The sequence below is a fragment of the Rhodococcus sp. NPDC049939 genome, assembly GCF_040656415.1.
GTDB lineage: Bacteria > Actinomycetota > Actinomycetes > Mycobacteriales > Mycobacteriaceae > Rhodococcus_F.
On sequence record NZ_JBFAMC010000005.1, the window covers coordinates 151558 to 175716 of the forward strand.

Here is a 24159-nt window from a genome sequence, read left to right on the forward strand (position 1 = left end):
CTTTGCACACAGTAACTTCACGGCACTGTCCGACCGGGTCAAGTCCGCGCCAGAGCGTGTAGTGGACCACGCAGTTCGCTGGAGAAGAATTCGAAGAAACCATCCACGTCCGGACCGCCGTTGACCAGCACCAGGTGATCGAATCCGGCGTCGTAGTATCTACCCGCAGCGTCGAGATGCGGCTGTAAATCCGGTCCGCAGGTCATCATCTCGCGAACGTCCTCGGCCCGGACAGAGGAGGTCGCTTCCTCGAAGTCGCTCACATTCTTCAGTTCCGTCATGACCTTCCACCCTTTCATGGCGAACCGAAGTGTGCGGCGCGCCGATTCGGCGGCGGTGTGCTCGTCATGTGCCCATGACAGCGGTACCTCCGCGTACTTCGGCCCCGGTCCACCGGCTTCCTCGTAGGCCTTCAGCAGTTGGGGGTCCGGTGCAGAGGTGAAGAGTCCGGCACCGAGTTCCGCGGCAAGCGCGACAGCGGACAGACCGCCGGCCGCCACGGCGATCGTCGGGGGCACATCGGGGAGGTCGAAGACGCGCGCCTCGTCGAGGGTGAGGTGTTTACCCTGGTAGGAGTGGTAGCCACCTGACCACAGAAGCCTGATGATGTCGATCGATTCACGCAGCATCTCGTGCCGAACGCGCACCGTCGGCCAGTCCCCACCGACCACATGTTCGTTGAGCCACTCCCCTGATCCGAGCCCTAGCATGAAGCGACCCTCGCTCAGGATGGCCGTGGTCGCCGCGGCCTGCGCGATGATCGCGGGGTGATTCCGGCCGAAAGGACACGTCACGCCCGTGGCCAGCCCGATCGTTTCGGTCCTCGTCGCCGCTGCGGCCAGCATCGACCACACGAACCCAGAGTGACCGTGGCTGTAGAGCCAGGGATGATAGTGGTCGCTCACCTCGACGAAGTCGAAGCCGGCCTGCTCCGCCTCCACCGTCTGCCTCACGATCTCATTCGGATCAAAGGCTTCGGCCACCAACTTGAAGCCCACCTGCATGCTTCACTCCTCTCGGTTCCCTCATCCGAGACTGTCCAGACTAGATCGTTTCTACACCTTGCTAATGAGAGATGGCGGCCAGATCGGCGCCAATAGCATCAGCAGGCCTATCGCCACCCCGGCCAACACCAGCCGGGACCAGCGCCTTCGCAGCGCTGCGCCGAGAGCTAGTACTCCACTGAGAACGATTACCGCGCCAGTTGGACCGCTCGGCACCGCAACCGATGCTCCCGGAATACGTGCACCATGTTCGGCCACTGTCAGGAGCCACCAGAGCGGCCACTGGGTCAAGCGCACCACAATTTCCGCCACCGGCAAGCTGACTACAGCAACCAGCGCGGTTACTGCCCCGACGACCGTGATCACGCCGACTACGGGGGCAACCAGAATGTTCGCGACAACCGATACCACGCTGACGGTTCCGGCCATTCCAGCGACGATCGGGGCTGTCACGGCGAAGGCGGCCGTCGACACCGCCAAGGCCTCGGCAACCGCACGCGGCCATCCGCGGCCAACGAGGAGGTCGACCCAGATCGGGGCGATGACGACCAGGCCTGCGGTAGCCGTGACCGACAGCGCGAAGCCGAAGTCCACCGCCAATTCCGGCGACCACGTGAGCAGAGCGATGACACTGGCAGCCAGTGCAGGCAGTGCCTGCTTCCTCCGTCCTGAAACGAAAGCAAGAATCGCAACCGCTCCCATCGCCGCAGCACGCAGCACACTAGGCGAGGGCCGCGCGACCACTACGAACCCGATCAGTGCCACTGCGGCAAGCACCGCGCCCGGGGCGGGGCCGAGCCCAACTCCCCGCACCACGAGTAACACCGCCCCCAGCAGGATGCTGACGTTTGCCCCCGACACCGCCGTGAGATGGGTCAATCCGGTCATGGTGAAGTCATCCTTCACTTCATGCGAGAGCGCAGAGGTGTCACCCACCACTAATCCGGGCAACAGACCGGCCTGCTCGGCGGGTAGGACCGACGTCGCGGCAGCCAACCGCGCGCGCAAGGCACCTGCCCATTGCTGGTGCAAGGGCGCGGGACCGATCTCCGACGGCGGGCCCTTCGCCTGGACTGTCGCCAGGCCCAGGTCCCTGTGCAGGGGCATGCTCAGCTGTCCACGCAGGACCACCCGCTGCCCTGGCAAGATCTGTTTCCATCCCTCGGACGGAGCCAGTACGATAACCGACCCACTCGTGACGATGGTCTCGGTAGCCTTGCGGATCTCGAGCAGATCGGCTTTGAGAACCACGCGACGGCCGAAGCCGGCGACTTCCCGCGGGTCATCGACCGGGGCCACGACGAGCGTCACCCACGACTCACTTCGGGCAAGCGTATTCAGCGGGTGCTGCTCGACGGCCTGCACACGCCAGGCCGCACCAGCAGCGCAGCAAATTCCGAACACCAAGAGCAACAGCATCGTCGACGTCCATCGCCTCCTCCCCTGCAATGCCCACGAAGCGGCGAGGACAGTAGCGGTCCCGAGCAGCGCCCCCACCAGCACCCAGGCGACACCCGAGCCCCACAAGATACTGATCAGCGTTGCTGCCCAACACATCCCAGCAAACGGAGCGAGCCGAAGATCGAGCGAGGATTCACTCTCGACCATCAGAGCGTGATCTGCTCGCGTAGCTTCTCGAGACGTACCGGTCCGATTCCGTCGACCTCCCCCAGTTGGTCTATGTCGGTGAACCTTCCGTTGGCAGATCGCCAAGCGACGATCGCCGCAGCGGTGACGGGACCAACCCCCGACAGCGCGTCGAGTTCGGTTTCCGTGGCCGTATTCAGATTGATCCTGCCGGTTACCGCCGAGGCCGCTGAATTCTGCGCCCCGGGACCAGACCTGGTGGCCGCACCGCCCACACTGCTGGGTAGTACGTCACCGTTCGGGGTACCCACCAACACCTGATCGCCATCCGAAAGTCGTTGCGCCAGATTCAGTCCAAGCGTGTCGCCACCGTCTCGCACTCCCCCGGCGGCGGAGAGGGCATCCGCTACCCGTGAGCCAGCGGGTAAACGGACAAGCCCGGAGGACGAAACCAGCCCTACGACACTCACAACGATCTCCTCGACGGGCGGGGGCGGCACCGGCGGAGGCGGCACCATTTCGGGAACGCCCGGATCGGGTACGGACTGCTGCGACTGCACTACAGGCAGCGACGGAACGACATGCGTTTCCGCACGGCCACTGCGCACACTGACCACAGCGACAGCCACGACGACGATTCCCACCACGATCAACGCGATCGCGCCGGAGCGCCCCGGATCGAGCCTCACGCCCCGCCAACGGCCTGGCAGTGACAAACCGCCGTGACGTTCGACCGACCACGACGTATCGCCGTCGAAGGCGGTGCCGGAGTGTTTGTCGCCGAGGTGGTCGTCGCCACTGTCCGACAACCACCTAGGGGTCGCGGGCGTACCGGCCGTCCGTGCGTCCTGCTCCCTCGACGTGACGTACGCGAGACGGGCAAGACCCCTCGAACGTTCTTCCCTGATGCCCATGAAGGCGAGGCTAGGGTTCCCCGCTCACGCGCCCGGCGCGCTGACCGGATCGAAGAGTGTGCTTGTTGATCAATTGAGAGTTGTGGATGAATCACCGTCATCGCCGTGTGCCACAGGTTCCGGGCACACCACAACACCCACGGCGCCCACCCCGACATGTGCCCCGATCACCGCACTGAACTCGGTGACAACGAGGTCGCTGATCTGCGGAATCCGCTCATTCAACTGCTGTGCCACCGCTTCGGCACGGTGCGGGGCATGCATGTGATGCACTGCGACAGCGGTCCTGTCCAGGCCCGCATACGCCACCGCCGCGTCAACCATCTTGGACATCGCCTTGGTTGTCGTCCGCGTCTTCTCCTTCAGGACTAGTCGTCCGTCGACGAGATGGAGGACCGGTTTCATTGCCAGTGCGGTACCCAGCAGGGCTGCGGCCGTTCCGATCCGGCCACCCCGACGCAACTGATCGAGTCTATCCACGATGATCAGGCAGTGACCGCGGCTCGCGACATCGACTGACCGTCGATAGACGGTCTCGAGGTCCGCACCCTCACTGGCTGCCCGTGCGGCCTCGAGGACCGGATAGCCCAACCCCATTCCTGTGGACTGTGAATCGATGATCCGGACACGCCCATCGAAGGTCTGTGCCGCCTGACGACCCGCCTCCCACGTGCCGGACAGCTGTCGTGAGATATGCACCGCGAGGACTCCGCAGCCGCCACTCGAGTCGAGCGCTTCCGCGTATGTCTCTGCCAACTCGTTCTGCGAAGCAGCCGAAGTGGTGACACCCGCAAGATCGGCAGGGACCTGGTCGATTCCCTCCCTGAAATCGGCGTCACCGCTCAGGACGTGTAGAGGGACTACGCGAATCCCGTACCGCTCGACCAGGTCTGGCTGGAGAGCTGCCGACGAATCGGTGACGACCACGACAGGCATCGGGCTACTCGGCTCCGTTCGCCACCGTGCCGGCAGGAATCTGGCCGCCGGGACTCTGGGATACTCCGGCGACCCGAAGCGCTGCCAGCATTGCCTCGGCCACCGCCGCGTGCGCATCCCAACCCCAGTGAATACCGTCCGGGTTACCGTGGTTGCCGAAAATATTGGCTCGCACCGCTTCTGCGAGGTCGACCAGGGGAACGCTCTTCTCGACCGCCCACGCACCGATGGCCTCGACAGCGGCCGGACGGCCCGAGTGCGCCTTGGCGTACGCGTCACTGCAGTGCACCGACGGCAGAGTTCCGACGATGGGCAACGAGGGGCGCACGTAGGCAAGAGCCGCACGCGACTTCTCGAGATATTCGACGCTCAATCGTGGGGGCAGCGCCACGGGCCATCCCAAAGGCGAGAGACGTGGCTGAAGCCACTGGTAACCGGATCGCACCATGCGACGCAGTGCCGGCGGCCGGATGTAACGCAGCTGCTCCCTGAGCGCCGTCGGAAGCGGAGACGGGAGGGAGTCCATGCCCCCCACCGCGAACACCACCGCACCGGCACGAGGAACGGCGGACCACACTCGAGGATCCTGGGTCAGTGCCCACCAGGCGTCGCGACTGGTCCAGCCGATCCTCGCCACCAACTCGACATCCCAGCCCAGTTCTCGTGCAACACGATTGGGCCAGATATCTGGATGATCAGACGGCAGCCCACCTTCTGGACCGAAATACGACAGTGAATCGGCGAATACGAGAAGGACGGGGCGTTCCCCCGAGCCGGATCCTGAATCAGAGGGAGTCACTGGCCACACTCGCAGAAGCGTTCCACACGTCGAGTCGCCACTTGAGCGAATCGGAATTTCCGTGGGCGCTCAGTTGCACCCAACTGGCGTTGCCCAACCCACCCAGCACGGGCCACCTGTCCACCGGAAGGTCGAGCAGTGTTGCGGTCAGCGCCGCGATCAAGCCGCCGTGGGCGACCAGGACCACCGGTTGGTCCGACCAGCCCTCGTACTTCTCGATCAGCTCGGCGATTACGGGCGCGCTGCGCCGCGCGACGTCGACTCGACTCTCCCCGCCCGGCGGCGCCCAGGTCGCATCGTTACGCCACGTAACCCGAGCGCCTGGTGATCGCCTGTCGACTTCGCGATGGGTGAGACCTTGCCAGTCACCAAGATGCGTCTCGCGTAGACGTGCATCGATCTGCACTGGTAGACCAGCGTTGTCGCCGACCACGACAGCGGTGTCGTAGGCCCGACGCAGATCCGACGACACGACGGAGATCGGCCCACGTTCGACGAGTACCGAGGCGGCGGTGCGAGCTTGGGCACGTCCCAGATCCGTCAGGCCGGTGTCGAGTTGGCCCTGCATGCGATTGTCGGCGTTGTATTCCGTCTGCCCGTGGCGGAGCAATATCAGGCGTCGGGTGCCGCTTCGAGCATCCGTCACAGTTCGGATTCCTCCACATCGGCTGAGTCCGTATCCTGCACCGGGTCGCGCCGGCCGATGCCCTCGACAGGTACGGCAGGACAGTCCTTCCAGAGTCGGTCCAGGGCGTAAAAGTTGCGCTCCTCGTTGTGCTGGACGTGGATCACGACGTCCACGAAATCGAGCAACACCCAACGCCCTTCGCGCGTACCTTCGCGACGCACCGGCTTGTGGCCCGCCTCACGCAGGCGTTCCTCGATATTCTCGACGACCGCGTTCACCTGCCGCTCGTTCGGCGCCGAAGCGATGACGAAACAGTCTGTGATGACCAACTGCTCGGAGACATCGAGCACCACCACGTCGGAGGCCAACTTCTCGTCGGCAGCCAGTGCCGCGATGCGTGCCATCTCGATGGCTTCGGTCGTTGCGCTCACGCGATGTTCTCCCAGTTCGTTGATGCCGTTTAGCTGTCGGTCTTGTCCGGAGCAGGTTCGGACACTGTCGTGGCACCGTCGAAACGCTTGGAGCTCGATGGCCTGTACAGGTTCCGTTTGGAGATGTACTGGACCACTCCGTCAGGCACGAGGTACCACACAGGTCGGTGTTGACTGGCCCGCCGCCGACATTCCGTCGAGGAGATCGCCAGGGCCGGGACCTCGATCAAAGTGACCGCATCCTCGGGCCACGCGTCAAGATGACCGGCCAGATGTTCGGCGTTGAGATCGAATCCCGGACGCGAGACCCCGACGAACTTCGCCAGCGAGAGCAGTTCCTCCCAGTCCTGCCAGGAGAGGATACTCGCCAGGGCGTCCGCACCGGTAATGAAGTACAACTCGGCATCGGGGTGATAATTCCGCAGATCGCGCAGCGTATCGACGGTGTAGGTGACTTTGTCACGGTCGACGTCGACTCGGCTCACCGAAAAACGCGGATTCGAGGCAGTTGCGATGACGGTCATGAGGTACCGATCCTCGGCGCGGCTGACTTCCCTGCCCTCCTTCTGCCACGGTCTGCCGGTCGGCACGAAGATCACTTCATCGAGCCCGAACCGATCGGCGACTTCACTCGCCGCAACCAGATGACCGTGGTGAATAGGGTCGAAGGTGCCACCCATCACCCCCAGGCGGCGCCGACGCGTGCCCTGCGTTCCCTGTTCCACGAGTGTCGAGCTTACTTGTTCAAACCGGGATCAACCCGGCGACCACAGATGTGAGCTGCTGCGCAGACCGGCACTCGTACATGCTGATCACCTCGTTGTAGACCTCGGCTGCGGAGTCTCCCGATCCCCATCGTCCTTTAGGTTCGGGGTTGAGCCAGTACGCGTGCTTCGCGACGGATACCAATCCGGCCAGCGCACCGAGATTGGGATCTCGGAAGTTGTTGCGTCCGTCCCCCAGGACCAGTAGAGAGGTGCGTGACGTGATAGTCCCGGCGAACCTTTCGGCGAACACACCGAATGCGTTGCCGTAGTCGGAATGTCCGTCGTATCCGATGAGATCCGCCTCCCGGATCATCCTCGACATCGCGCTACCGAGGTCCGCGCCGGAGTCGAAGAAGTGTGTGACCTCGTCCGTGGTATCGATGAACGCGAACACGCGAACCCGGGAAAACTGTTCCCTCAGAGCGTGAACGAGCAGAAGTGTGAAATGGCTGAACCCTGCCACCGACCCCGATACGTCGCACATCACCACCAGTTCGGGACGCGCTCGGCGGGGCGTTCTCTGGACGAGGTCGATGGGCACCCCGCCTGTGGACATCGACTTGCGCAGTGTCCGTCGCAGATCGACGGAACCGGCACGGCTGCGCTTGCGCCTGACCGCGAGCCGGCTCGCGAGCACCCTCGCCAGCGCGGACACGTTGCGTTTCAGCGCAGTCAATTCGGAATCGGATGCACGCAGGAAGTCGACTTCTTCGGCCAGTCGGGGCACGCCGTACGACGCCACCCGCTCCTTGCCCAAGTTCTCGGCCACCCGCCGCCGTGTCTCGCGCTCCACCATCTTCCTGAAATCGGCAATCCGCTGCGCCGCTGCACGCTTGGCCACTTCGGATTCGTAACTTTGCCCCGCCTCTGCATGGCCACCTTCCTGGTTACCCAGAAGGCCGTCGAGAATCTTCGTCAGCAACGTCTCCGGGGCCACGTCGCGCAGCGTCTGGTATGCGGAGAACGACGGCCCGTTCGCCGACTGGTACCGCCCGAGTTCCTCTACCATCTGCGCGGTCAGGAGTTCAGTGCGCTCGGTGGCCTCCTGTGACCCGTCCGCAAGTAGTTCGACGATCAACTCACGCAGCGCGTCGTAATCGATCTCGCCCTTCGTATTCCGGGGCAGAATCGTTTCGATCCTGTCGTCGGAGCGGGTTCCGACCGCCGCCGGGAACCAGAGATCGAACAGCGCATCGAACGTGGGACGGTGGGTCTGTCGGCGCAGCAGCGCGCACGCGAGGCCTTCTCGCAGCGATTCGCGGTCGAGCAGGTCGAGAACCGACATCACCTGGCCCGCGTCGACGGTTTCGGAGGGGCTGACCATGATCCCGCGCCGACGAAGGGCCTCGACGAAGTCGACGAGATGCCCGGGCAGGCCGTGCGGCGCGGCGAACCCAACCGGATTCGACCGGGAGGAAGGACCACCAACCATCGGAACGCCCCTCAGTTCAGCCGCAACTCGGTGGCAGCGCGCAGCTGGTCGGATTGGTGTTTGAGCACCACACCCATCGTGGCGCGTACGGCGTCGTCGTCGAGGGTGTCGAGTCCGAGCGCGAGAAGCGTTCGGCCCCAGTCGATGGTCTCTGCTACCGACGGTAGCTTCTTGAGCTGCATTCCCCGCAGCACCCGGACCGTCTTGACCAACTGTTCGGCGACGGCCTCAGGAAGCTCCGGCACTCGGCTGACAAGGATCTTCCGCTCGAGTTCCGCGTCGGGGAAATCGAGATGCAGGAAGAGGCAACGTCGCTTGAGCGCCTCCGACAACTCCCTCGTGGCATTCGACGTCAGAACGACGAACGGCTTTCTCTTGGCCGTGATGGTTCCCAGCTCAGGTACGGTGACCGCAAAATCACTGAGCACTTCGAGGAGCAGACCCTCGATCTCGATGTCGGCCTTGTCGGTTTCATCGACGAGCAGCACCGCAGGATCCTCGCTTCGGATCGCGGTCAGCAGCGGCCGTGACAGCAGGAACTCCTCGGAGAAGACGTCTGCCTTGGTGGCATCCCAGCCATCCGATACATCGTTTGATCCGGCCTGGATACGCAGGATCTGCTTCGCGTGGTTCCACTCGTACAGGGCCCGGGCCTCGTCAACTCCCTCGTAGCACTGCAGCCGTATCAACTCGGCACCTGTGGTCTCCGCTACGGCACGCGCGAGTTCGGTCTTCCCGACTCCGGCGGGACCTTCGATGAGCAGGGGTTTCCCCAATCGGTCGGCGAGGAACACTGCGGTCGCGGTGCCCCTGTCTGCCAGGTAGCCGGTCGCGGCGAGACGATCAACTACGTCGTCGACGTTCGCGAAGAACGACGTTGAGGTGGGAAGTGCGCGATCCACGCTCTGTCCTTTCGGCGGTTGCGAATGGGTTGGCCATTCGAGTTTCTAGACCGGACGAGTATGCCCGTCTCCCCAGACGACCCACTTGGTAGAGGTCAGCTCTGGGAGCCCCATAGGACCACGGGCGTGCAACTTCTGCGTGGAAATTCCGATCTCTGCACCGAAGCCGAACTGCTCCCCGTCGGTAAACGCTGTGGAAGCGTTCACCATGACGGCGGCGGCATCGACCCTGGCAGTGAATTCGCGCGCTGCAGCGACATCGGAGGTCACGATAGCTTCGGTGTGACCGGTGCCGTAGCGGTCGATGTGCTCGACCGCAGCACCCAGGTCGTCGACCACCTCGAGCGCAATATCGAGTGTGAGGTACTCCTCCGACCAGTCCGATTCAGTTGCAGGCACCAGACCCGGCAGATTCCCATGGATCGTGACACCGTGCGACTCGAGAGCCTGCAGCAGCCTCGGAACCGCTGTTTCGGCAATGGCAGCGTCGATCAGGACCGTCTCAGCGGTGTTGCACACGCTCGGTCGACGGGTCTTGGCATTGACCAGGATCTGCTCAGCCATCTCGAGGTCTGCGGCAGCGTGGATGTAGACGTGGCAGTTGCCCACGCCTGTCTCGATGGTCGGGACGGTGGCGTCACGCACAACGGCGCTGATCAGACCGGCGCCACCTCGAGGGATGACTACGTCCACCAGACCGCGGGCCTGGATCAGGTGGGTGACGCTGGAGCGATCGTCACTCGGGAGCAACTGCACCGCATCCTCCGGCAAATGTTGCGATGCCAGGGCTGCCCTCACAGCCGAGACCAGGGCCTCGTTCGACCTGGCGGCGGACGACGACCCCCGCAACAGTGCGGCATTGCCGGACTTGAATGCCAGACCGAACGCGTCGACGGTGACGTTCGGGCGGGCCTCGTAAACCATACCCACCACGCCGAGAGGGACTCGCAATTGACGGAGTTCGAGTGCGTTGGGAAGCGTGGACCCACGCACCACTTCACCGATCGGATCAGGGAGTGCGGCCACCTGACGGAGTCCGCTCGCAATTCCCTCGATCCTTTCCCGGGTCAGCCGCAGACGGTCGAGCAGTGAGTCCTCGGTGCCCGACGCCCGAGCTGACTCGACATCTGCCGCATTGGCGACGAGGATGCCGTCAGCGGCGGCGAGCACCGCATCAGCCGCTGCGTAGAGCGCCGCATCCTTCTGCGCTGTGGTCAGGAGCGCGAGGGTCCGCGACGCAGTGCGTGCGCGACGGGCCGCCCCGTGAACGGCTTCACGTGTATCGGCTGCGGCGTCAGACGACGAGGTGGAAGTCGCTGCTGTCATGAAGACAGCCTATCTACCTGGTTCCGGGAGTGATGCCCTCCCCCGAACATGTTCAGTCGTGGAGGAACAAGTACTCGACGGCAGCCGACGCGAACACCATCTGCAAGGGTGGAACTCCATGCGGCACAGCTCTATTTGCACGACCGATTGCGGACGGAGCAGCATCGTCGTGGCGTCGGCGAGAGACGGGCCGCGCACCGTTTCCGAGTACCGCCTCCCTCGGTCGTGCACGATGGGGGCATGACGACCGCCACAGAGCCCATGCTCCGGGACGAGGCCGAACGGCTGCTCCGTGAACTGGCAGGCGAGCACGCCGTCCTGCGCGAGGATCAGTGGACCGCCATCGAGGCTCTGGTGGTGCGCCGCAAGCGAGCACTTGTCGTCCAACGGACCGGCTGGGGCAAGTCGGCGGTCTACTTTATCGCCGCGAAACTCCTGCGGACCCTAGGGCACGGTCCCACGATCATCGTGTCTCCTCTGCTCGCCCTCATGCGCAACCAAGTGGCGGCAGCTGAGCGCGCCGGCGTGCGGGCTGCGACGATCAACTCCGGGAACGTCACGGAGTGGGAGGACATCCACGCGCGAGTTGCCGAGAAGAAACTGGACGTGCTGCTGATAAGCCCCGAACGTCTCAACAATCCCGACTTCCGCGATCAGGTACTTCCCTCGCTAGCCGCGGACGCTGGGTTGGTCGTCGTCGACGAGGCCCACTGCATCTCCGACTGGGGCCACGACTTCCGCCCCGATTACCGGAGGATTCGCACGCTGATCGCCGAACTCGGCGAGGGCATACCCGTTCTCGCCACCACAGCCACCGCCAACGACCGGGTGGTTTCCGATGTCTCCACCCAGCTCGGTGTGGGTGGAGCCGAGACCGTCGTCCTCCGCGGCGGTCTCGAGCGTGATTCGCTGCACCTCTCGGTCGTGCAGATCCCCGAGGCCGCCGCCCGCGCCGCCTGGCTTGCCGAAAAGCTCGACAGTCTTCCCGGTTCGGGGATCATCTACGCGTTGACGGTTTCATCGGCACAGGATCTCGCGAGCTTGCTCGCCGAGCGGGGCCACCGCGTCTGCGCATATACGGGGCAAACCGACGCCACGGAACGGGAGGCACTCGAACAGGATCTCCTCGGCAATCGCATCAAGGCTCTCGTGGCGACATCCGCACTCGGGATGGGATTCGACAAACCCGACCTGGGATTCGTCGTTCATGTGGGCGCTCCACCGTCCCCCATCTCCTACTACCAGCAGGTGGGGCGTGCCGGACGCTCAACCGATCGCGCAGAGGTGATCTTGCTCCCAGGTTCGGAAGACCGGCAAATCTGGAGCTATTTCGCGTCCGTGGCGTTCCCCCAGGAGCACGTGGTGCGCAGGGTGATCGAGGTTCTCGAGCGGGATCGGCCTCAGTCCACACCCGCCCTCGAGCCGCTGGTGGAACTGAACCGTGCGCGCCTCGAGATGGTGCTGAAAGTCCTCGATGTGGACGGCGCCGTACGGCGGGTCCGTGGCGGTTGGGTAGGTACCGGCGAACCATGGACGTACGACGCGGGCCGCTATGCGCGCCTCGATCACGCTCGCGAGTCGGAGCAGCAGGCGATGATCGACTACCAGCGGATCACGACCTGCAGGATGGCGTTCCTGCGCGAACAGCTCGACGATCCGGGTCTGGCATCGAGTGCCTCCGAATGCGGCCGGTGCGACAACTGCACCGGTGTGCACCGCGACCCGGTCGTCGATGCCGAGACGGTTCAGAGGACCAGATCACGTCTCGAGCGGCCCGGTGTCGACCTGACCCCACGCAAGCAGTGGCCCGTCGGTCTCTCGAAGCTCGGCGTGAAGCTGTCCGGGAAGATTACGGACGGCCCCGAACCCGGGCGCATCCTGGGCCGCCTGTCCGACCTCGGCTGGGGTCAGCGCCTTCGAGCGCTACTCGACGAGCCGGACGGCCCCGCTCCCGACGACGTCCTGAAGGCCTGTATCGAAGTTCTCGCGTCGTGGGACTGGGCCGAACGGCCCACCTCGGTGATGGCCATGGATTCGGCAACCCATCCCGCCCTTGCCGCGTCGCTCGCCGGTCGGCTCGCTGACGTCGGTCGCCTACAAAACCTGGGAATCCTGCGACTTCGCCCTGGACACCCACCTGTGTCCGCGGCGAACTCCCCATATCGCGTTGCCGGTCTCGTGGACGCTTGGGAGCATCCGCGCATTCCGGACGGAACCGGGCCGGTGCTGCTGATCGACACGCTCACAGACTCCGGCTGGACCTTGACCATGGCTGCTCGAACGCTTCGCACCTCGGGTGTCAGGTCGGTTCTTCCGTTCGCACTTGCGGGCCTGAAGTAGCCGGAACTGCCGTGTACAGTCCGTCAAAGTGGCGTCGAATGTGACGAGCATCACTTTGCACGCCTCACCTGCGAAGCCCTCCTACCTGAATGGACGAATTGCGCAAGGCACGTGAAATCGGCTGGTTTGGTTGTTAGGTTCGAATATCCAATGAGGCCTGTCCAAGAGAGTGCCATCCCGACCACCGCGCCGGACGCGGTGTTGTTCAGAAGTCCAAAGATCGCTGACGGAGTCCGGCTCTGGGAGATCGCCGCGAACACGAAAGTACTCGATCTCAATTCGAGCTACGCGTACCTGTTGTGGTGTAGAGATTTCAGCCGCTCGTCGGTCGTCGCGGTCGTCGACGAGCGTATAGTCGGATTCGTTACGGGTTTCATCCGCCCCGAATCCCCTGAGACGCTGTTCGTCTGGCAAGTTGCCGTTGACGCAGACCAGCGCGGCAATGGAATTGCCGGAAGGATGTTGAGTTCTCTACTCGATCGGCTTGCACCCGATGGAATCAACCGCCTCGAAACGACGATCAGCCCTGACAACGACGCATCGATCGCGTTGTTCACCGCACTGGCGCGGCGCCGAGGAACGGCGATTACCAAGCACGAGCTGTTCTCCCCCAATGATTTTCCCGATGGACACGAAGCCGAGGATCTCTACACCATCGGCTGAGGATATGTCACGGAGGAACGGATTGACATGACAAACATTGATATGAAGATCTTCGAGTCCCTCGAGTCCGAGGTTCGCAGCTACATCCGTGGGTGGCCAACCGTATTCAAGTCCGCATCCGGATCGTGGCTCCGCGACGAAAACGGACGCGAGTATCTCGACTTCTTCGCTGGTGCCGGATCGCTGAACTACGGCCACAACAACCCGGTGCTGAAGTCGGCCCTTGTCGACTACATCGTCGGCGACGGAATCACGCACGGTCTCGACATGGCAACCGTGGCCAAACGCGAATTTCTTCACGCGTTCGAAGACACGATTCTGAAGCCTCGTGGACTCGACTACAAGGTCCAGTTCCCGGGACCGACCGGCACCAACACCGTCGAGGCCGCACTGAAGCTGGCCCGCAAAGTTACGGGTCGTTCGTCGATCATCAACTTCACGAACGCTTTCCACGGCATGACGTTGGGTGCTTTGTCGGTGACTGGCAACTCGATGAAGCGCGCAGGCGCCGGTATCCCACTCGTGCACGCCACGCCGATGCCGTTCGACAACTACTTCGACGGTGTCACCGAGGACTTCCACTGGTTCTCCAGGGTGCTCGACGACTCGGGTAGCAGCCTGAACCGTCCGGCCGCCGTGATCGTGGAGACAGTGCAGGGAGAGGGTGGCGTCAACGTTGCTCGCCCCGAGTGGCTGCGTGCCCTTGCAGATCTGTGCGCCGAGCGTGACATCCTCTTGATCGTCGACGACGTGCAGATGGGCTGCGGACGTACCGGCCCGTTCTTCTCGTTCGAGGTGGCCGGCATCACACCGGACATCGTCTGCCTGTCGAAGTCGATCAGCGGCTACGGGCTCCCGATGGCCCTGACGCTGTTCAAGCGTGATCTCGACGTCTGGGGACCTGGTGAGCACAACGGCACTTTCCGAGGTAACAACCCTGCGTTCGTCACGTCGAAGGTGGCGCTGGAGCATTACTGGTCGGACGATAAGCTCCAAGAGTCGACGGTGAGGAAGGGCGACAAGGTCCGCCAGGCGTTCACCGAGCTGGCGCAGCGGTTCGACGGCTCGGTCTCCACCCGCGGTCGCGGACTCGTTCAGGGCCTCGTGTTCGAAGAGCCGGAGCGCGCAGGAAAGGTATGCAAACTCGCATTCGACGAGGGAGTGCTCGCGGAGACCTCGGGGCCGTCAGACGAGGTAGTAAAGCTCCTTCCTGCCCTCACCATCACCGACGAAGAGTTGGATCACGGACTCGCGATCCTCGCCGATGCCACTGCCAAAGTTTGCAGCTAGGGAAGGAACCGAACCAGACATGATCGTTCGCACGACCGCCGAGATAACCGATACGGAACGCGACGTCACCAGCGAGGATGGCAACTGGCGCAGCAAGCGCATCATCCTCGGTGGCGACAAAGTGGGTTTCTCGTTCCATGAGACCACGATCAAAGCCGGGTCGATCAACGAGTTCCACTACGCCAACCACATCGAGGCGGTCTGGCTGGTCGAGGGAACCGGAAGACTTGTCGACCTCGACAACGACAAGGTCTACGAACTCGGCCCCGGTTCGATGTACCTGCTCGACGGTCATGAACGCCACCGTGTCGAACCGGATACCGACATGCGGATGCTGTGCGTATTCAACCCCCCGGTCACTGGCCGTGAGGTTCACGACGAGAACGGCGTCTACCCATTGATCGAGGTTCCAGCGTAGGTTCGACCTATGGTCGATCCCGCTCCGGCTATTGCGATAGGACCTGCCCCGGACCCGCTTCTCGAAGATGCGGTGCGCCGGGGCGGTGCGCGTTCGGCGCCCCTCGAGTCGGCTGACGCCCTGGTTTGGACTGCCAACCCTGTCGGGTTTCCGGACCCACTTCCCGAGAACATCCGCTGGGTGCAACTGGGCTCTGCCGGTGTCGAAGAATGGTTCTCCGCAGGGTTGATCACCCCCGATACCTCGATAGTGTGGACCTCGGCGGCCGGCGCATTCTCGGCCACCGTGGCTGAGCATGCCCTGGCACTGCTCCTCGCTGGGGTTCGCGCGGTGCCCGAGCACCTCGAGGCGAGGACATGGCGCCAGCAGGAATTCTTCCCGAAGGTCGGCACGCTGCGCGGCTCCACGGTCGCGATAGTCGGGGCGGGCGGGATCGGCCGGGCTTTGATTCCCATGCTCGCCGCGCTCGGGGCCGACGTCATCGCGGTCAACCGCTCCGGCAGCCCGGTTCCGGGCGCGATCGAGACGCTGCCGACAACCCGCTTGGGTGAGGTGTGGGCCCGGGCGGATCACTTCGTGATAGGGGCACCTGCCACCGACGCCACCCGCCATCTCGTCGGAGCAGCAGAGCTCGCCCAGATGAAGCCGACCGCGTGGGTGATCAACGTTGCGCGTGGCAGCCTCATTCACACGGCTGCATTGGTGAAAGCACTGCGGAACAATGCCATCGGAGGGGCTGGATTGGACGTGACCGATCCTGAGCCCCTTCCCGATGGCCACCCACTGTGGGACCTGCCGAACGCGATCATCACACCCCACGATTCGAACCCTCCATCGGTCCGTCCGCAGGCCTTCGCAGAGCACGTGGTATTGAACGTCACACGGTTCGTAACAGGCTCTAAGCTCACCGCACTGATCGATCCCGTTGTCGGATACTGAGCCGGCCTACGCTGGAGGGGTGTTCGACCGACTGATCGGTGCACTCGGTGACCGGCGTATGTGCGTACTCACCGGCGCCGGAATTTCCACGGACTCCGGCATCCCCGATTACAGGAGCCCGAATTCGCCGCCGCGGAACCCGGTCACCTATCAACAATTCGTCATAGATCCGGCACTTCGTCGCCGCTACTGGGCGCGGAACCACCTCGGTTGGCGGCACATGGACGCGGCGCGTCCCAATGCCGGACACCGCGCGCTCGCCGAGCTAGAGCGCAGCGGGGCCGTAATCTCGGTCATCACCCAGAACGTCGACCTACTGCACACCAAAGCAGGCAGCCGCCGGGTGATCGATCTCCACGGAACCTACGCCCAGGTCCGGTGTCTGTCCTGCGAGGCGCTGATCTCCCGTGCAACACTCGATGACCGGCTCGAGCACGCGAACCCCGGTTTCACCGATACCGTGGTCGCCGCTCAGGGCGTGGAGATCGCACCGGACGCGGATACCTCACTGACGATCACCGAACATTTCCGGATGGTGGACTGTGACGCGTGTGGTGGCCTGCTCAAACCGGACATCGTCTACTTCGGTGAGTCCGTACCCAAGCCGCGGGTCGCGGCTGCCTATGCTCTCGTCGACGAGGCAGAGGCACTCCTGGTGGCAGGCTCGTCGCTGGCCGTCATGTCAGGACTGAGGTTCGTCCGATACGCCGCCAAACGCGAGATCCCCATCATCATCGTCAACCGAGGTACCACGCGGGGCGACGAGTTCGCGACCCTCACCCTGGACGCCGGGTGCTCGGAGGCTCTGACCGCCCTCGCCGCCGCAAGGTCCGCGGTACCAGCGTGAACGCTACAGCGCCACCAGGTCATCGGCGTGGATCACGGGGCGCTGAAGGTCAGCGGGCAACTCCTGAGTCGACTTGCCGAGAATGTCGGTGATCTCGGACGAGTCGTAGGCCACAACTCCCCTGGCCACCGGATATTCGTCCGGACCTAGAAGCGACACGACGTCGCCGCCGTAGAATCGCCCCGAGACCGCGGTGATCCCGGCTGGCAACAGCGACCGCCGCTTGGCAACCACCGCATGGACCGCACCCTCGTCGAGATGCAGAATTCCCTGCTCGTCCGCTGCGTGGCGCACCCAGAACTTACGAGCCGACAACCGCGTCGGCCGGCTGGCGAACACCGTTCCGGTACCCGCATCCTTCAGCGCAGAAGCGGCTTCAGAGGCTGCGGCGAGCAGCACTGGCACTCCGGCATCGGCAGCAAGGCGTGCCGCCGACAACTTGGATGCCATTCCGCCTGTTCCGAGCGCTCCACCGGCACCCGCCACCACGCCGTCGAGATCCTCCGGGCTGCTGACCTCGGGAATCAGTGTGGCGTTGCCTTTTCGGGGATCCCCGTCGTAGAGACCGTCGACATCCGAGAGCAGCACGAGCGCGTCAGCGCCGACCAAATGGGCGACGAGCGCCGCGAGTCTGTCGTTGTCACCGAATCGCAGTTCCGCGGTCGCAACGGTGTCGTTCTCGTTGACGACCGCGACAGCGTGCAAAGCCCGCAACCTGTCGAGGGTGCGCTGAGCGTTTCGGTGCTGCGCTCGGCGCGCGATGTCGTCGGCGGTGAGCAGCACTTGTCCAACCGTGCGGCCGTGGCGGGCGAACGACGTACCCCATGCGTGTGCCAGCGCAAGTTGTCCGACACTCGCCGCCGCCTGCTTCGTCGCCAGGTCGCGTGGTCTTTTGGTCAGCCCCAGAGGCGCCAATCCAGCGCCTACGGCCCCAGAGGACACGACTACCACGTCGGAACCGGACCGCATACGCGCCTCGATCGCATCGGTCAGCACGTCGAGCCTGTCTGTATCCAGACCACCGATGAGGCTGGTCAGCGCAGACGAGCCGATCTTCACGACAACGCTGCCAGCGGACGCGATCGCCCGCCTTGTCGCGCTCACTGTTCTTCGGAGTCGCGGCCCGCAAGACCGCGACGAGTCCTGGACGCGTGCTTGCGCTCAGCCGCGCCGATGCGCTCCACCTGGTCGAGGCGGGCGTCGGTACCACGCCCGGTCCTCGTGACGTCGACACCCGCCGGCGTCTGGGGCTCCCAGTCGAAACTCACGTCACCGATGGTGACGGAAGCGCCCGGTTCGGCACCCAACTTGACCAGCGCGTCCTCCACACCGAGTCGCGCCAGACGGTCGGCGAGGTAACCGACAGCCTCATCATTGGCGAACTGGGTCTGCTGCACCCAACGCTCCGGCCGGGCGCCGCGGACGATGAACCCGCCTGGTACCTCGGGATCTGAGACGACACTGAAGCTCTTCTCGTCGGACGCGACAGGTCGGAGCACCTGCCGCTTCGGAGCAACCTGAGGATTCGCCTCACGATAGGCTTTCACCATTCCCGCCAGCGCGAATGTCAACGGGCGCAGCCCTTCCCGGCTGACAGCCGAAATCGTGAACACCGGCCACCCGCGGGCCTCGAGATCAGGGGTGACCATCTCCGCAAGTTCGGCGGCCTCAGGCACGTCCGCCTTGTTGAGGATCACGATGCGGGGACGGTCCGCTAGGTCACCGAGCCCGGTGTCACCGGACAGCGCGCCGCTGTACGCAGCGAGTTCGGCCTCCAGCGCATCGATGTCGGAAACCGGGTCACGTCCGGGATCGAGCGTCGCGCAATCGACGACGTGGGCCAATACAGCGCACCGCTCGATGTGCCGCAAAAAGTCCAGCCCGAGTCCGCGTCCGCCGCTCGCTCCGGGAATCAACCCGGGCACATCGGCGACCGTAAACGTGGTATCGCCACTCGAAACCACCCCGAGATTCGGGACGAGAGTGGTGAACGGGTAGTCGGCGATCTTCGGCTTCGCAGCTGAGAGCACCGACACCAGCGACGACTTGCCCGCCGACGGGAATCCGACGAGTCCGACATCGGCCACGGACTTCAATTCGAGGACCAGCTCACGCTCGACCCCCTCCTCGCCGAGCAAAGCGAAGCCGGGAGCCTTGCGTGCCTTGGAGGCCAGGGCCGCGTTTCCGAGGCCGCCACGACCACCCTGGGCTGCCTCGAATCGGGTGCCTGCCCCAACGAGGTCCGCGAGTATCCGGCCGTCCTCGTCGAGCACGACAGTCCCGTCGGGAACCTTGAGAATCAAGTCCTCGCCCTGGGCGCCGTCACGGTTGCCACCCATCCCCTGCTTGCCGTTGGTCGCGCGCGCATGGGGATGGAAATGGAAGTCGAGGAGGGTGTGGACGTTGGCGTCCACTTCCAGAATGACGTCGCCGCCGCGCCCGCCATTGCCGCCGTCCGGACCACCGAGAGGCTTGAACTTCTCCCGGTGCACGGAGGCGCAGCCATTGCCGCCTTTTCCCGCGCTGACATGCAGCACGACGCGGTCAATGAATCGTGACATGACTGCCGAATCCTCCCTCGGCCGATTGCGTTGATCTCATCTAGGAAAGTCCCGCCAAGACAATAGGGGCGGACCGGGTATCTAGACCCAGGTCCGCCCCTATCGGGAGCTTGGCAGGTCCCGTTACGGGACGATGCGTGCTGTCGGCAGGACTAGGCCTCTGCCGCGGCCGGAACAATGTTCACGGTCTTGCGCCCACGCTTGGTGCCGAACTCGACCTCACCAGCCGAGAGCGCGAACAGTGTGTCGTCACCACCACGTCCGACGTTCACACCAGGGTGGAAGTGCGTACCACGCTGACGGACCAGAATCTCGCCGGCCCTGACGGTCTGGCCACCGAAACGCTTCACTCCGAGTCGCTGAGCATTGGAATCGCGACCATTACGGGAACTGGATGCACCCTTCTTGTGTGCCATGTTCTTGACCCTCCTCGGGTGAGTTCAGCTCTGAAGCTCTAGCTACTTGATACCGGTGACCTTGAGGACCGTCAGCTTCTGCCTGTGACCCTGACGCTTGTGGTATCCGGTCTTGTTCTTGAACTTGTGGATCCGGACCTTCGGGCCCTTGGTGTGCTCGACGACCTCCCCGGTGACCGAAATCTTGGCGAGCTTGTCAGCATCGGTGGTCAGATCGGATCCATCGACGACGAGAACGGGAGCAAGCGAGACAGCAGTGCCGGGCTCACCCTCGATCTTCTCGACCTTGACGAGGTCCCCGACAGAGACCTTGTACTGCTTTCCGCCGGTCTTGACGATCGCGTACGTTGCCATCGGAGGGCTACCCCTTGCTTCTTCGAACTTGCTCGCGCCACGGAGTGCACGACTGGTCTGGTATGACGGCTAGCTCGGTCGAGATCGCGCAGCCCCGAATGTCAAGGCACAGCAGACCGCTATCGCCGAGTAGCGACTGGTCAAGGTTACAGGAAGGCAACCGCTACGAACAAACCGGCAGCGGTCGCCTTCCCAAGCATCCTTCGTCAGTGATCGGCTTCCACGGGCGGCCCGGCCGGACGGGCCGCCGCACGGCGGCGCGTCCTTCTCGGTATGGGCCGCGCTTCCGCGCCATCGTGCGCGTACGAGGGCGGTTCACCCACGGTGGTTGCCGAAATCGCCGATTCCGTTCCCGGAGTGCCGCCAACCTCGGTCTCCGGCTTGGGAATCACGAACACCGTTCCAGCACTCGCCGTTTCGATCTTCGGTGCAGCCGCCGCCCGGGACACCCTGCGGCTGCGCCTGCGTGACGGGACCGCTGGTTTCGGCTCGGACTCGATTACCGGTTCCGACTCGGACTCGATTACCGGTTCCGGCTCGGGCTCGGCCAACGGTTCCGGTGTCTCCACCGCAGGCTCTTCGGACTCGGCCTGGTCGGATGCGAGCGGAGCCTCAGCCGATTGCACCAGCTCCTGAGAATCCTCAGGCCGCTCGAGGGTCTCCGGAGCGGGGACATCGCCCGTCCGAGGCGACTCGTCGAGCTTCGCATCGGCGACCGCGGTCGCCTCCTCCTGATGGTGGTGCGCCATCGCGAGGGCAACTGGATGCGCCCGCTTTGCGGTCGCATCCACCGCCTGGGCGTCCTCGGTCACGGAAGGAGGTGAGGATTCACCGTCGGATGACTTTCCGCGTCCGCGCTTTCTACGGGACCCACCGGAGTCACCCCGCGAAGGCCCGCGCGAGCCATCGTCTACAGAAGACTTCACCTCGATCGGGTCAGCATGCAGGATGATGCCCCGGCCGTGGCAGTGCTCGCAGTTGGACGAGAACGCCTCGACAAGGCCGGTGCCCAACTTCTTGCGCGTCATCTGGACAAGGCCGAGCGACGTGACCTCTGAGACCTGATGGCGGGTGCGATCGCGACCGAGCGCCTCGGTCAGGCGTCGTAGTACCAGGTCGCGGTTCGACTCGAGAACCATGTCGATGAAGTCGACGACGATCATGCCCCCGATGTCGCGCAGACGCATCTGCCGCACGATCTCCTCTGCGGCCTCGAGGTTGTTGCGTGTGACGGTCTCCTCGAGGTTTCCGCCCGCACCGGTGAACTTGCCCGTGTTCACGTCGACCACTGTCATTGCTTCGGTGCGGTCGATGACGAGTGTGCCCCCGGACGGCAACCACACCTTGCGGTCGAGCGCTTTGGCCAGCTGTTCGTCGATGCGGTGCGCTTCGAAGACGTCGATTCCGCCGTTGGTCGCGCTGTGCTGCTCGAGCCGTGGCAGCAGGTCCGGGGCAACGGACGCGATGTACGACTCGACCGTCGTCCAGGCCTTTTCGCCCTCGATGACCAACTTGGAGAAATCCTCGTTGAACAGATCGCGAATGACCTTAACGAGGAGGTCAGGTTCCTCGTACAGGGCCTGCGGGTTTCCGGACTTACCGGCCTTTGCCTTCTCGGCCTGTTCCTCGATTCGAGCCCACTGTTCCTGCAAACGCGTGATGTCGCGAGCAAGCTCCTGCTCGCTCACACCCTCTGATGCCGTCCGGATAATGACCCCGGCGTCCGGAGGGACGATCTCGCGCAGGACGTCCTTGAGTCGTTTACGTTCGGTGTCGGGCAACTTGCGGCTGATGCCCGTGGACGTGCCACCCGGTACGAAGACCAGGAATCGCCCGGCGAGGCTGATCTGCGTGGTCAGCCGGGCTCCTTTGTGCCCGATAGGATCCTTGCTGACCTGGACCAATACCTGATCGCCCGGCTTGAGTGCCTGCTCGATCTTGCGGGAGTTACCCCCGAGCCCGGCGGCATCCCAGTTGACCTCACCGGCGTAGAGGACGCCATTTCGCCCGCGCCCGATGTCGATGAATGCCGCTTCCATGCTCGGCAGGACGTTCTGGACACGTCCGAGGTAGACATTTCCGACCATGGACGCCGACGTCGACGTGGTCACGAAGTGTTCAACGAGGACGCCATCCTCCAGTACCGCAACCTGGGTGGTCGCGCCCGGCCGACCTGCTGCGATTCGGTCGCGAACGATCATCACCCGATCGACGGCCTCGCGGCGGGCGAGAAACTCCGACTCGGACAGAATCGGCGGACGACGACGTCCGGCGTCACGCCCGTCGCGGCGGCGCTGCCGCTTTGCCTCCAGCCGTGTCGAACCGGTGATGCCCTGAACCTCGTCCTTGGTGCGGCTCTTGTTGCGGGGCTCACGTTCGTGAATCACCGTATTCGGCGGATCGTCCTCGGAGATCGTCTCGCCGGCGGTCTCACCAGATGACCTGCGGCGGCGGCGACGGCGACGACGACGGCTCGAACCCTCGGTCTCCGAGTCGCCCGACTCCTCGCCTCCGGTCTGACCGGATTCCGACTGATCGATACCCGTGGACTTCTCCTCGGAGGACGCCGACTCGGACTCCACGCCTAGATTTTCGTCGGACTCGCGGCCCGATTCCTGCGTGTCCTCTTTGCCCGGCGCGGACTCTCCTCTTTCGTCTCGAGCAGAATCCTGCGCCACGGCACCGTCGGACTCCCCCGTAGCCCTAGGCTCGGCACCTTGCTCAATGTGCTGCTCGCCTCGTCCCCGTCCGCGCCCGCGTCGCCCACGACGGCGACGGCGTGGCTGATCGCCTTCGACCTCGGACTCTTCCGACTCGGTGTCCGCCGATCGCGTGTCCCTGGGTTCGGTGACCCTGGAGTCGGTGACACTGGAGTCGGTGACACTGGAGTCCGGGGCTGCGCGCCTCTCCTCGACGGCTGGTTGTTCAGCGGCTGAGTCCGACGTCCCGACATCTCGCGACCCGCGCCTGCGACGCGGCTGGCTCTCGACCACCGAGGGGTCGGGTTGCAGGAACAAAGGGACCTGAGAGATGGCCGGCGCAGCCGTCGGCACCTGCTCGACAGCAGGAACCCCAGATTCGTCGGCACCGGTTCGAAACAGGGCGGTACCGACATCCGGCTCAGCAGATGCTGGCTGCTCTGAAACCGGCTCCCAAGCAACCTCGACGACTGGCTCCCCAGTCGGCTCAGCCTCCGGCTCCACAGTCGGCTCAGCCGCGGCCTCCACAGTCGGCTCAGCCTCCGGCTCCACAGTCGGCTCAGCCGCGGCCTCCACAGTCGGCTCAGCCGCGGCCTCCACAGTCGGCTCAGCCGCGGCCTCCACAGTCGGCTCAGCCTCCGTGGGAGCAGGCTCACCAGGCGTGAAAGCGGCGTGAACTTGCAAGGCGATGTCGCGTTGCAGGCTTGACTGCGCGCTGCGTAATTCGATTCCGAGGGCTGCAGCCTCGGCAAGTACCTGTTTGCTCGTGACGCCCAGCATCTTCGCCAAGGCGTGGACGCGGATCTTCTCGGGAAGGTCGGGAACCGCACTTTGCGCAGTAGCCATGTCGTTCGGCTCTGAATTTGTGGGCGGCGCTTGATCGGCCACGTAATCTCCTCAGCCCCC

The 24159-nt window shown here is 64.3% G+C and carries 22 protein-coding genes; 6 read left to right on the forward strand and 16 right to left on the reverse strand.

Going from position 1 to position 24159, the window contains the following annotated elements:
* Nucleotides 1-38 precede the first annotated feature (38 nt).
* The 11 genes from AB0I57_RS17640 to AB0I57_RS17690 form a co-directional block, all read right to left on the reverse strand.
* Nucleotides 39-1004, reverse strand: a complete 966-nt coding sequence (locus AB0I57_RS17640; protein WP_358337966.1) for a TIGR03557 family F420-dependent LLM class oxidoreductase — start codon at nucleotides 1002-1004, stop codon at nucleotides 39-41.
* A 51-nt stretch (nucleotides 1005-1055) separates the two neighbouring features.
* Nucleotides 1056-2612: a ComEC/Rec2 family competence protein gene (locus AB0I57_RS17645; protein ID WP_358337968.1), complete on the reverse strand. Its 1557-nt coding sequence runs from the start codon at nucleotides 2610-2612 to the stop codon at nucleotides 1056-1058.
* On the reverse strand, nucleotides 2612-3505 hold the full coding sequence (locus AB0I57_RS17650) for a helix-hairpin-helix domain-containing protein (protein ID WP_358337971.1): 894 nt from the start codon (nucleotides 3503-3505) through the stop codon (nucleotides 2612-2614). Before AB0I57_RS17650 ends, AB0I57_RS17645 begins: the two co-directional genes overlap by 1 nt.
* Before the next feature lie 69 nt (nucleotides 3506-3574).
* Nucleotides 3575-4441, reverse strand: a complete 867-nt coding sequence (locus tag AB0I57_RS17655; protein ID WP_358337974.1) for a DegV family protein — start codon at nucleotides 4439-4441, stop codon at nucleotides 3575-3577.
* Nucleotides 4442-4445: 4 nt separating this feature from the next.
* Entirely contained in the window at nucleotides 4446-5240 is a 795-nt protein-coding gene (octT, locus tag AB0I57_RS17660) for a diglucosylglycerate octanoyltransferase (protein ID WP_358337977.1), read from the reverse strand.
* Complete coding sequence (locus AB0I57_RS17665) at nucleotides 5227-5886, reverse strand: histidine phosphatase family protein (protein WP_358337979.1); 660 nt, start codon at nucleotides 5884-5886, stop codon at nucleotides 5227-5229. Before AB0I57_RS17665 ends, octT begins: the two co-directional genes overlap by 14 nt.
* Entirely contained in the window at nucleotides 5883-6299 is a 417-nt protein-coding gene (gene rsfS, locus AB0I57_RS17670; RefSeq protein ID WP_358337982.1) for a ribosome silencing factor, read from the reverse strand. The genes AB0I57_RS17665 and rsfS overlap by 4 nt, the downstream gene beginning before the upstream one ends.
* Nucleotides 6300-6328: 29 nt before the next feature.
* Entirely contained in the window at nucleotides 6329-7024 is a 696-nt protein-coding gene (gene nadD / locus AB0I57_RS17675; protein ID WP_358337985.1) for a nicotinate-nucleotide adenylyltransferase, read from the reverse strand.
* Nucleotides 7025-7043: 19 nt separating this feature from the next.
* Nucleotides 7044-8498, reverse strand: a complete 1455-nt coding sequence (locus tag AB0I57_RS17680) for a VWA domain-containing protein (RefSeq protein WP_358337988.1) — start codon at nucleotides 8496-8498, stop codon at nucleotides 7044-7046.
* A gap of 11 nt (nucleotides 8499-8509) precedes the next feature.
* Nucleotides 8510-9400 carry a MoxR family ATPase gene (locus tag AB0I57_RS17685; RefSeq protein ID WP_358337991.1) on the reverse strand — a complete coding sequence of 297 codons (891 nt, stop codon included), beginning with the start codon at nucleotides 9398-9400 and terminating at the stop codon, nucleotides 8510-8512.
* Nucleotides 9401-9445: 45 nt separating this feature from the next.
* Nucleotides 9446-10726, reverse strand: a complete 1281-nt coding sequence (locus AB0I57_RS17690) for a glutamate-5-semialdehyde dehydrogenase (protein ID WP_358337994.1) — start codon at nucleotides 10724-10726, stop codon at nucleotides 9446-9448.
* Nucleotides 10727-10966: 240 nt separating this feature from the next.
* On the opposite strand from AB0I57_RS17690, the gene AB0I57_RS17695 reads away from it, so the two are divergent.
* The 6 genes from AB0I57_RS17695 (at nucleotide 10967) to AB0I57_RS17720 (ending at nucleotide 17223) form a co-directional block, all read left to right on the forward strand.
* Nucleotides 10967-13066, forward strand: coding sequence for a DEAD/DEAH box helicase (locus AB0I57_RS17695; protein ID WP_358337997.1), 2100 nt, complete (start codon nucleotides 10967-10969; stop codon nucleotides 13064-13066).
* Between the two features lie 150 nt (nucleotides 13067-13216).
* The gene (gene ectA / locus AB0I57_RS17700; RefSeq protein ID WP_358338000.1) at nucleotides 13217-13729 is read left to right on the forward strand and encodes a diaminobutyrate acetyltransferase; all 513 of its coding nucleotides are present in this window, start codon (nucleotides 13217-13219) and stop codon (nucleotides 13727-13729) included.
* A 27-nt stretch (nucleotides 13730-13756) separates the two neighbouring features.
* Nucleotides 13757-15019, forward strand: a complete 1263-nt coding sequence (gene ectB, locus AB0I57_RS17705; RefSeq protein WP_358338003.1) for a diaminobutyrate--2-oxoglutarate transaminase — start codon at nucleotides 13757-13759, stop codon at nucleotides 15017-15019.
* Nucleotides 15020-15038: 19 nt separating this feature from the next.
* Entirely contained in the window at nucleotides 15039-15437 is a 399-nt protein-coding gene (locus AB0I57_RS17710; protein ID WP_358338006.1) for an ectoine synthase, read from the forward strand.
* A 9-nt stretch (nucleotides 15438-15446) separates the two neighbouring features.
* Nucleotides 15447-16376 carry a D-isomer specific 2-hydroxyacid dehydrogenase family protein gene (locus AB0I57_RS17715; protein ID WP_358338009.1) on the forward strand — a complete coding sequence of 310 codons (930 nt, stop codon included), beginning with the start codon at nucleotides 15447-15449 and terminating at the stop codon, nucleotides 16374-16376.
* Nucleotides 16377-16395: 19 nt separating this feature from the next.
* Nucleotides 16396-17223 (forward strand): NAD-dependent protein deacetylase, encoded by an 828-nt coding sequence (locus AB0I57_RS17720; RefSeq protein ID WP_358338012.1) that lies wholly within the window; start codon nucleotides 16396-16398, stop codon nucleotides 17221-17223.
* Between the two features lie 3 nt (nucleotides 17224-17226).
* Here AB0I57_RS17720 and proB read toward each other — a convergent pair whose 3' ends face one another.
* The 5 genes from proB to AB0I57_RS17745 form a co-directional block, all read right to left on the reverse strand.
* Nucleotides 17227-18327, reverse strand: coding sequence for a glutamate 5-kinase (gene proB / locus AB0I57_RS17725; protein WP_358338015.1), 1101 nt, complete (start codon nucleotides 18325-18327; stop codon nucleotides 17227-17229).
* Nucleotides 18324-19784 (reverse strand): GTPase ObgE, encoded by a 1461-nt coding sequence (gene obgE, locus AB0I57_RS17730; RefSeq protein ID WP_358338017.1) that lies wholly within the window; start codon nucleotides 19782-19784, stop codon nucleotides 18324-18326. Before obgE ends, proB begins: the two co-directional genes overlap by 4 nt.
* Nucleotides 19785-19936: 152 nt before the next feature.
* Nucleotides 19937-20200: a 50S ribosomal protein L27 gene (gene rpmA, locus AB0I57_RS17735; protein ID WP_358338020.1), complete on the reverse strand. Its 264-nt coding sequence runs from the start codon at nucleotides 20198-20200 to the stop codon at nucleotides 19937-19939.
* Nucleotides 20201-20242: 42 nt separating this feature from the next.
* On the reverse strand, nucleotides 20243-20554 hold the full coding sequence (gene rplU / locus AB0I57_RS17740; RefSeq protein ID WP_358338023.1) for a 50S ribosomal protein L21: 312 nt from the start codon (nucleotides 20552-20554) through the stop codon (nucleotides 20243-20245).
* Nucleotides 20555-20760: 206 nt separating this feature from the next.
* Complete coding sequence (locus tag AB0I57_RS17745) at nucleotides 20761-24141, reverse strand: translation initiation factor IF-2 N-terminal domain-containing protein (RefSeq protein WP_358338026.1); 3381 nt, start codon at nucleotides 24139-24141, stop codon at nucleotides 20761-20763.
* Between the last annotated feature and the right edge of the window lie 18 nt (nucleotides 24142-24159).

Excerpts from the sequence above, each read along its gene's own strand:
- AB0I57_RS17640 (WP_358337966.1), bottom strand. The coding sequence starts at position 1,004 with ATGCAGGTGGGCTTCAAGTTGGTGGCCGAAGCCTTTGATCCGAATGAG.
- AB0I57_RS17645 (WP_358337968.1), bottom strand. The coding sequence starts at position 2,612 with ATGGTCGAGAGTGAATCCTCGCTCGATCTTCGGCTCGCTCCGTTTGCT.
- AB0I57_RS17650 (WP_358337971.1), bottom strand. The coding sequence starts at position 3,505 with ATGGGCATCAGGGAAGAACGTTCGAGGGGTCTTGCCCGTCTCGCGTAC.
- AB0I57_RS17655 (WP_358337974.1), bottom strand. The coding sequence starts at position 4,441 with ATGCCTGTCGTGGTCGTCACCGATTCGTCGGCAGCTCTCCAGCCAGAC.
- AB0I57_RS17680 (WP_358337988.1), bottom strand. The coding sequence starts at position 8,498 with ATGGTTGGTGGTCCTTCCTCCCGGTCGAATCCGGTTGGGTTCGCCGCG.
- AB0I57_RS17690 (WP_358337994.1), bottom strand. The coding sequence starts at position 10,726 with ATGACAGCAGCGACTTCCACCTCGTCGTCTGACGCCGCAGCCGATACA.
- AB0I57_RS17695 (WP_358337997.1), top strand. The coding sequence starts at position 10,967 with ATGACGACCGCCACAGAGCCCATGCTCCGGGACGAGGCCGAACGGCTG.
- ectA (WP_358338000.1), top strand. The coding sequence starts at position 13,217 with ATGAGGCCTGTCCAAGAGAGTGCCATCCCGACCACCGCGCCGGACGCG.
- ectB (WP_358338003.1), top strand. The coding sequence starts at position 13,757 with ATGACAAACATTGATATGAAGATCTTCGAGTCCCTCGAGTCCGAGGTT.
- AB0I57_RS17710 (WP_358338006.1), top strand. The coding sequence starts at position 15,039 with ATGATCGTTCGCACGACCGCCGAGATAACCGATACGGAACGCGACGTC.
- AB0I57_RS17715 (WP_358338009.1), top strand. The coding sequence starts at position 15,447 with ATGGTCGATCCCGCTCCGGCTATTGCGATAGGACCTGCCCCGGACCCG.
- obgE (WP_358338017.1), bottom strand. The coding sequence starts at position 19,784 with ATGTCACGATTCATTGACCGCGTCGTGCTGCATGTCAGCGCGGGAAAA.
- rpmA (WP_358338020.1), bottom strand. The coding sequence starts at position 20,200 with ATGGCACACAAGAAGGGTGCATCCAGTTCCCGTAATGGTCGCGATTCC.
- rplU (WP_358338023.1), bottom strand. The coding sequence starts at position 20,554 with ATGGCAACGTACGCGATCGTCAAGACCGGCGGAAAGCAGTACAAGGTC.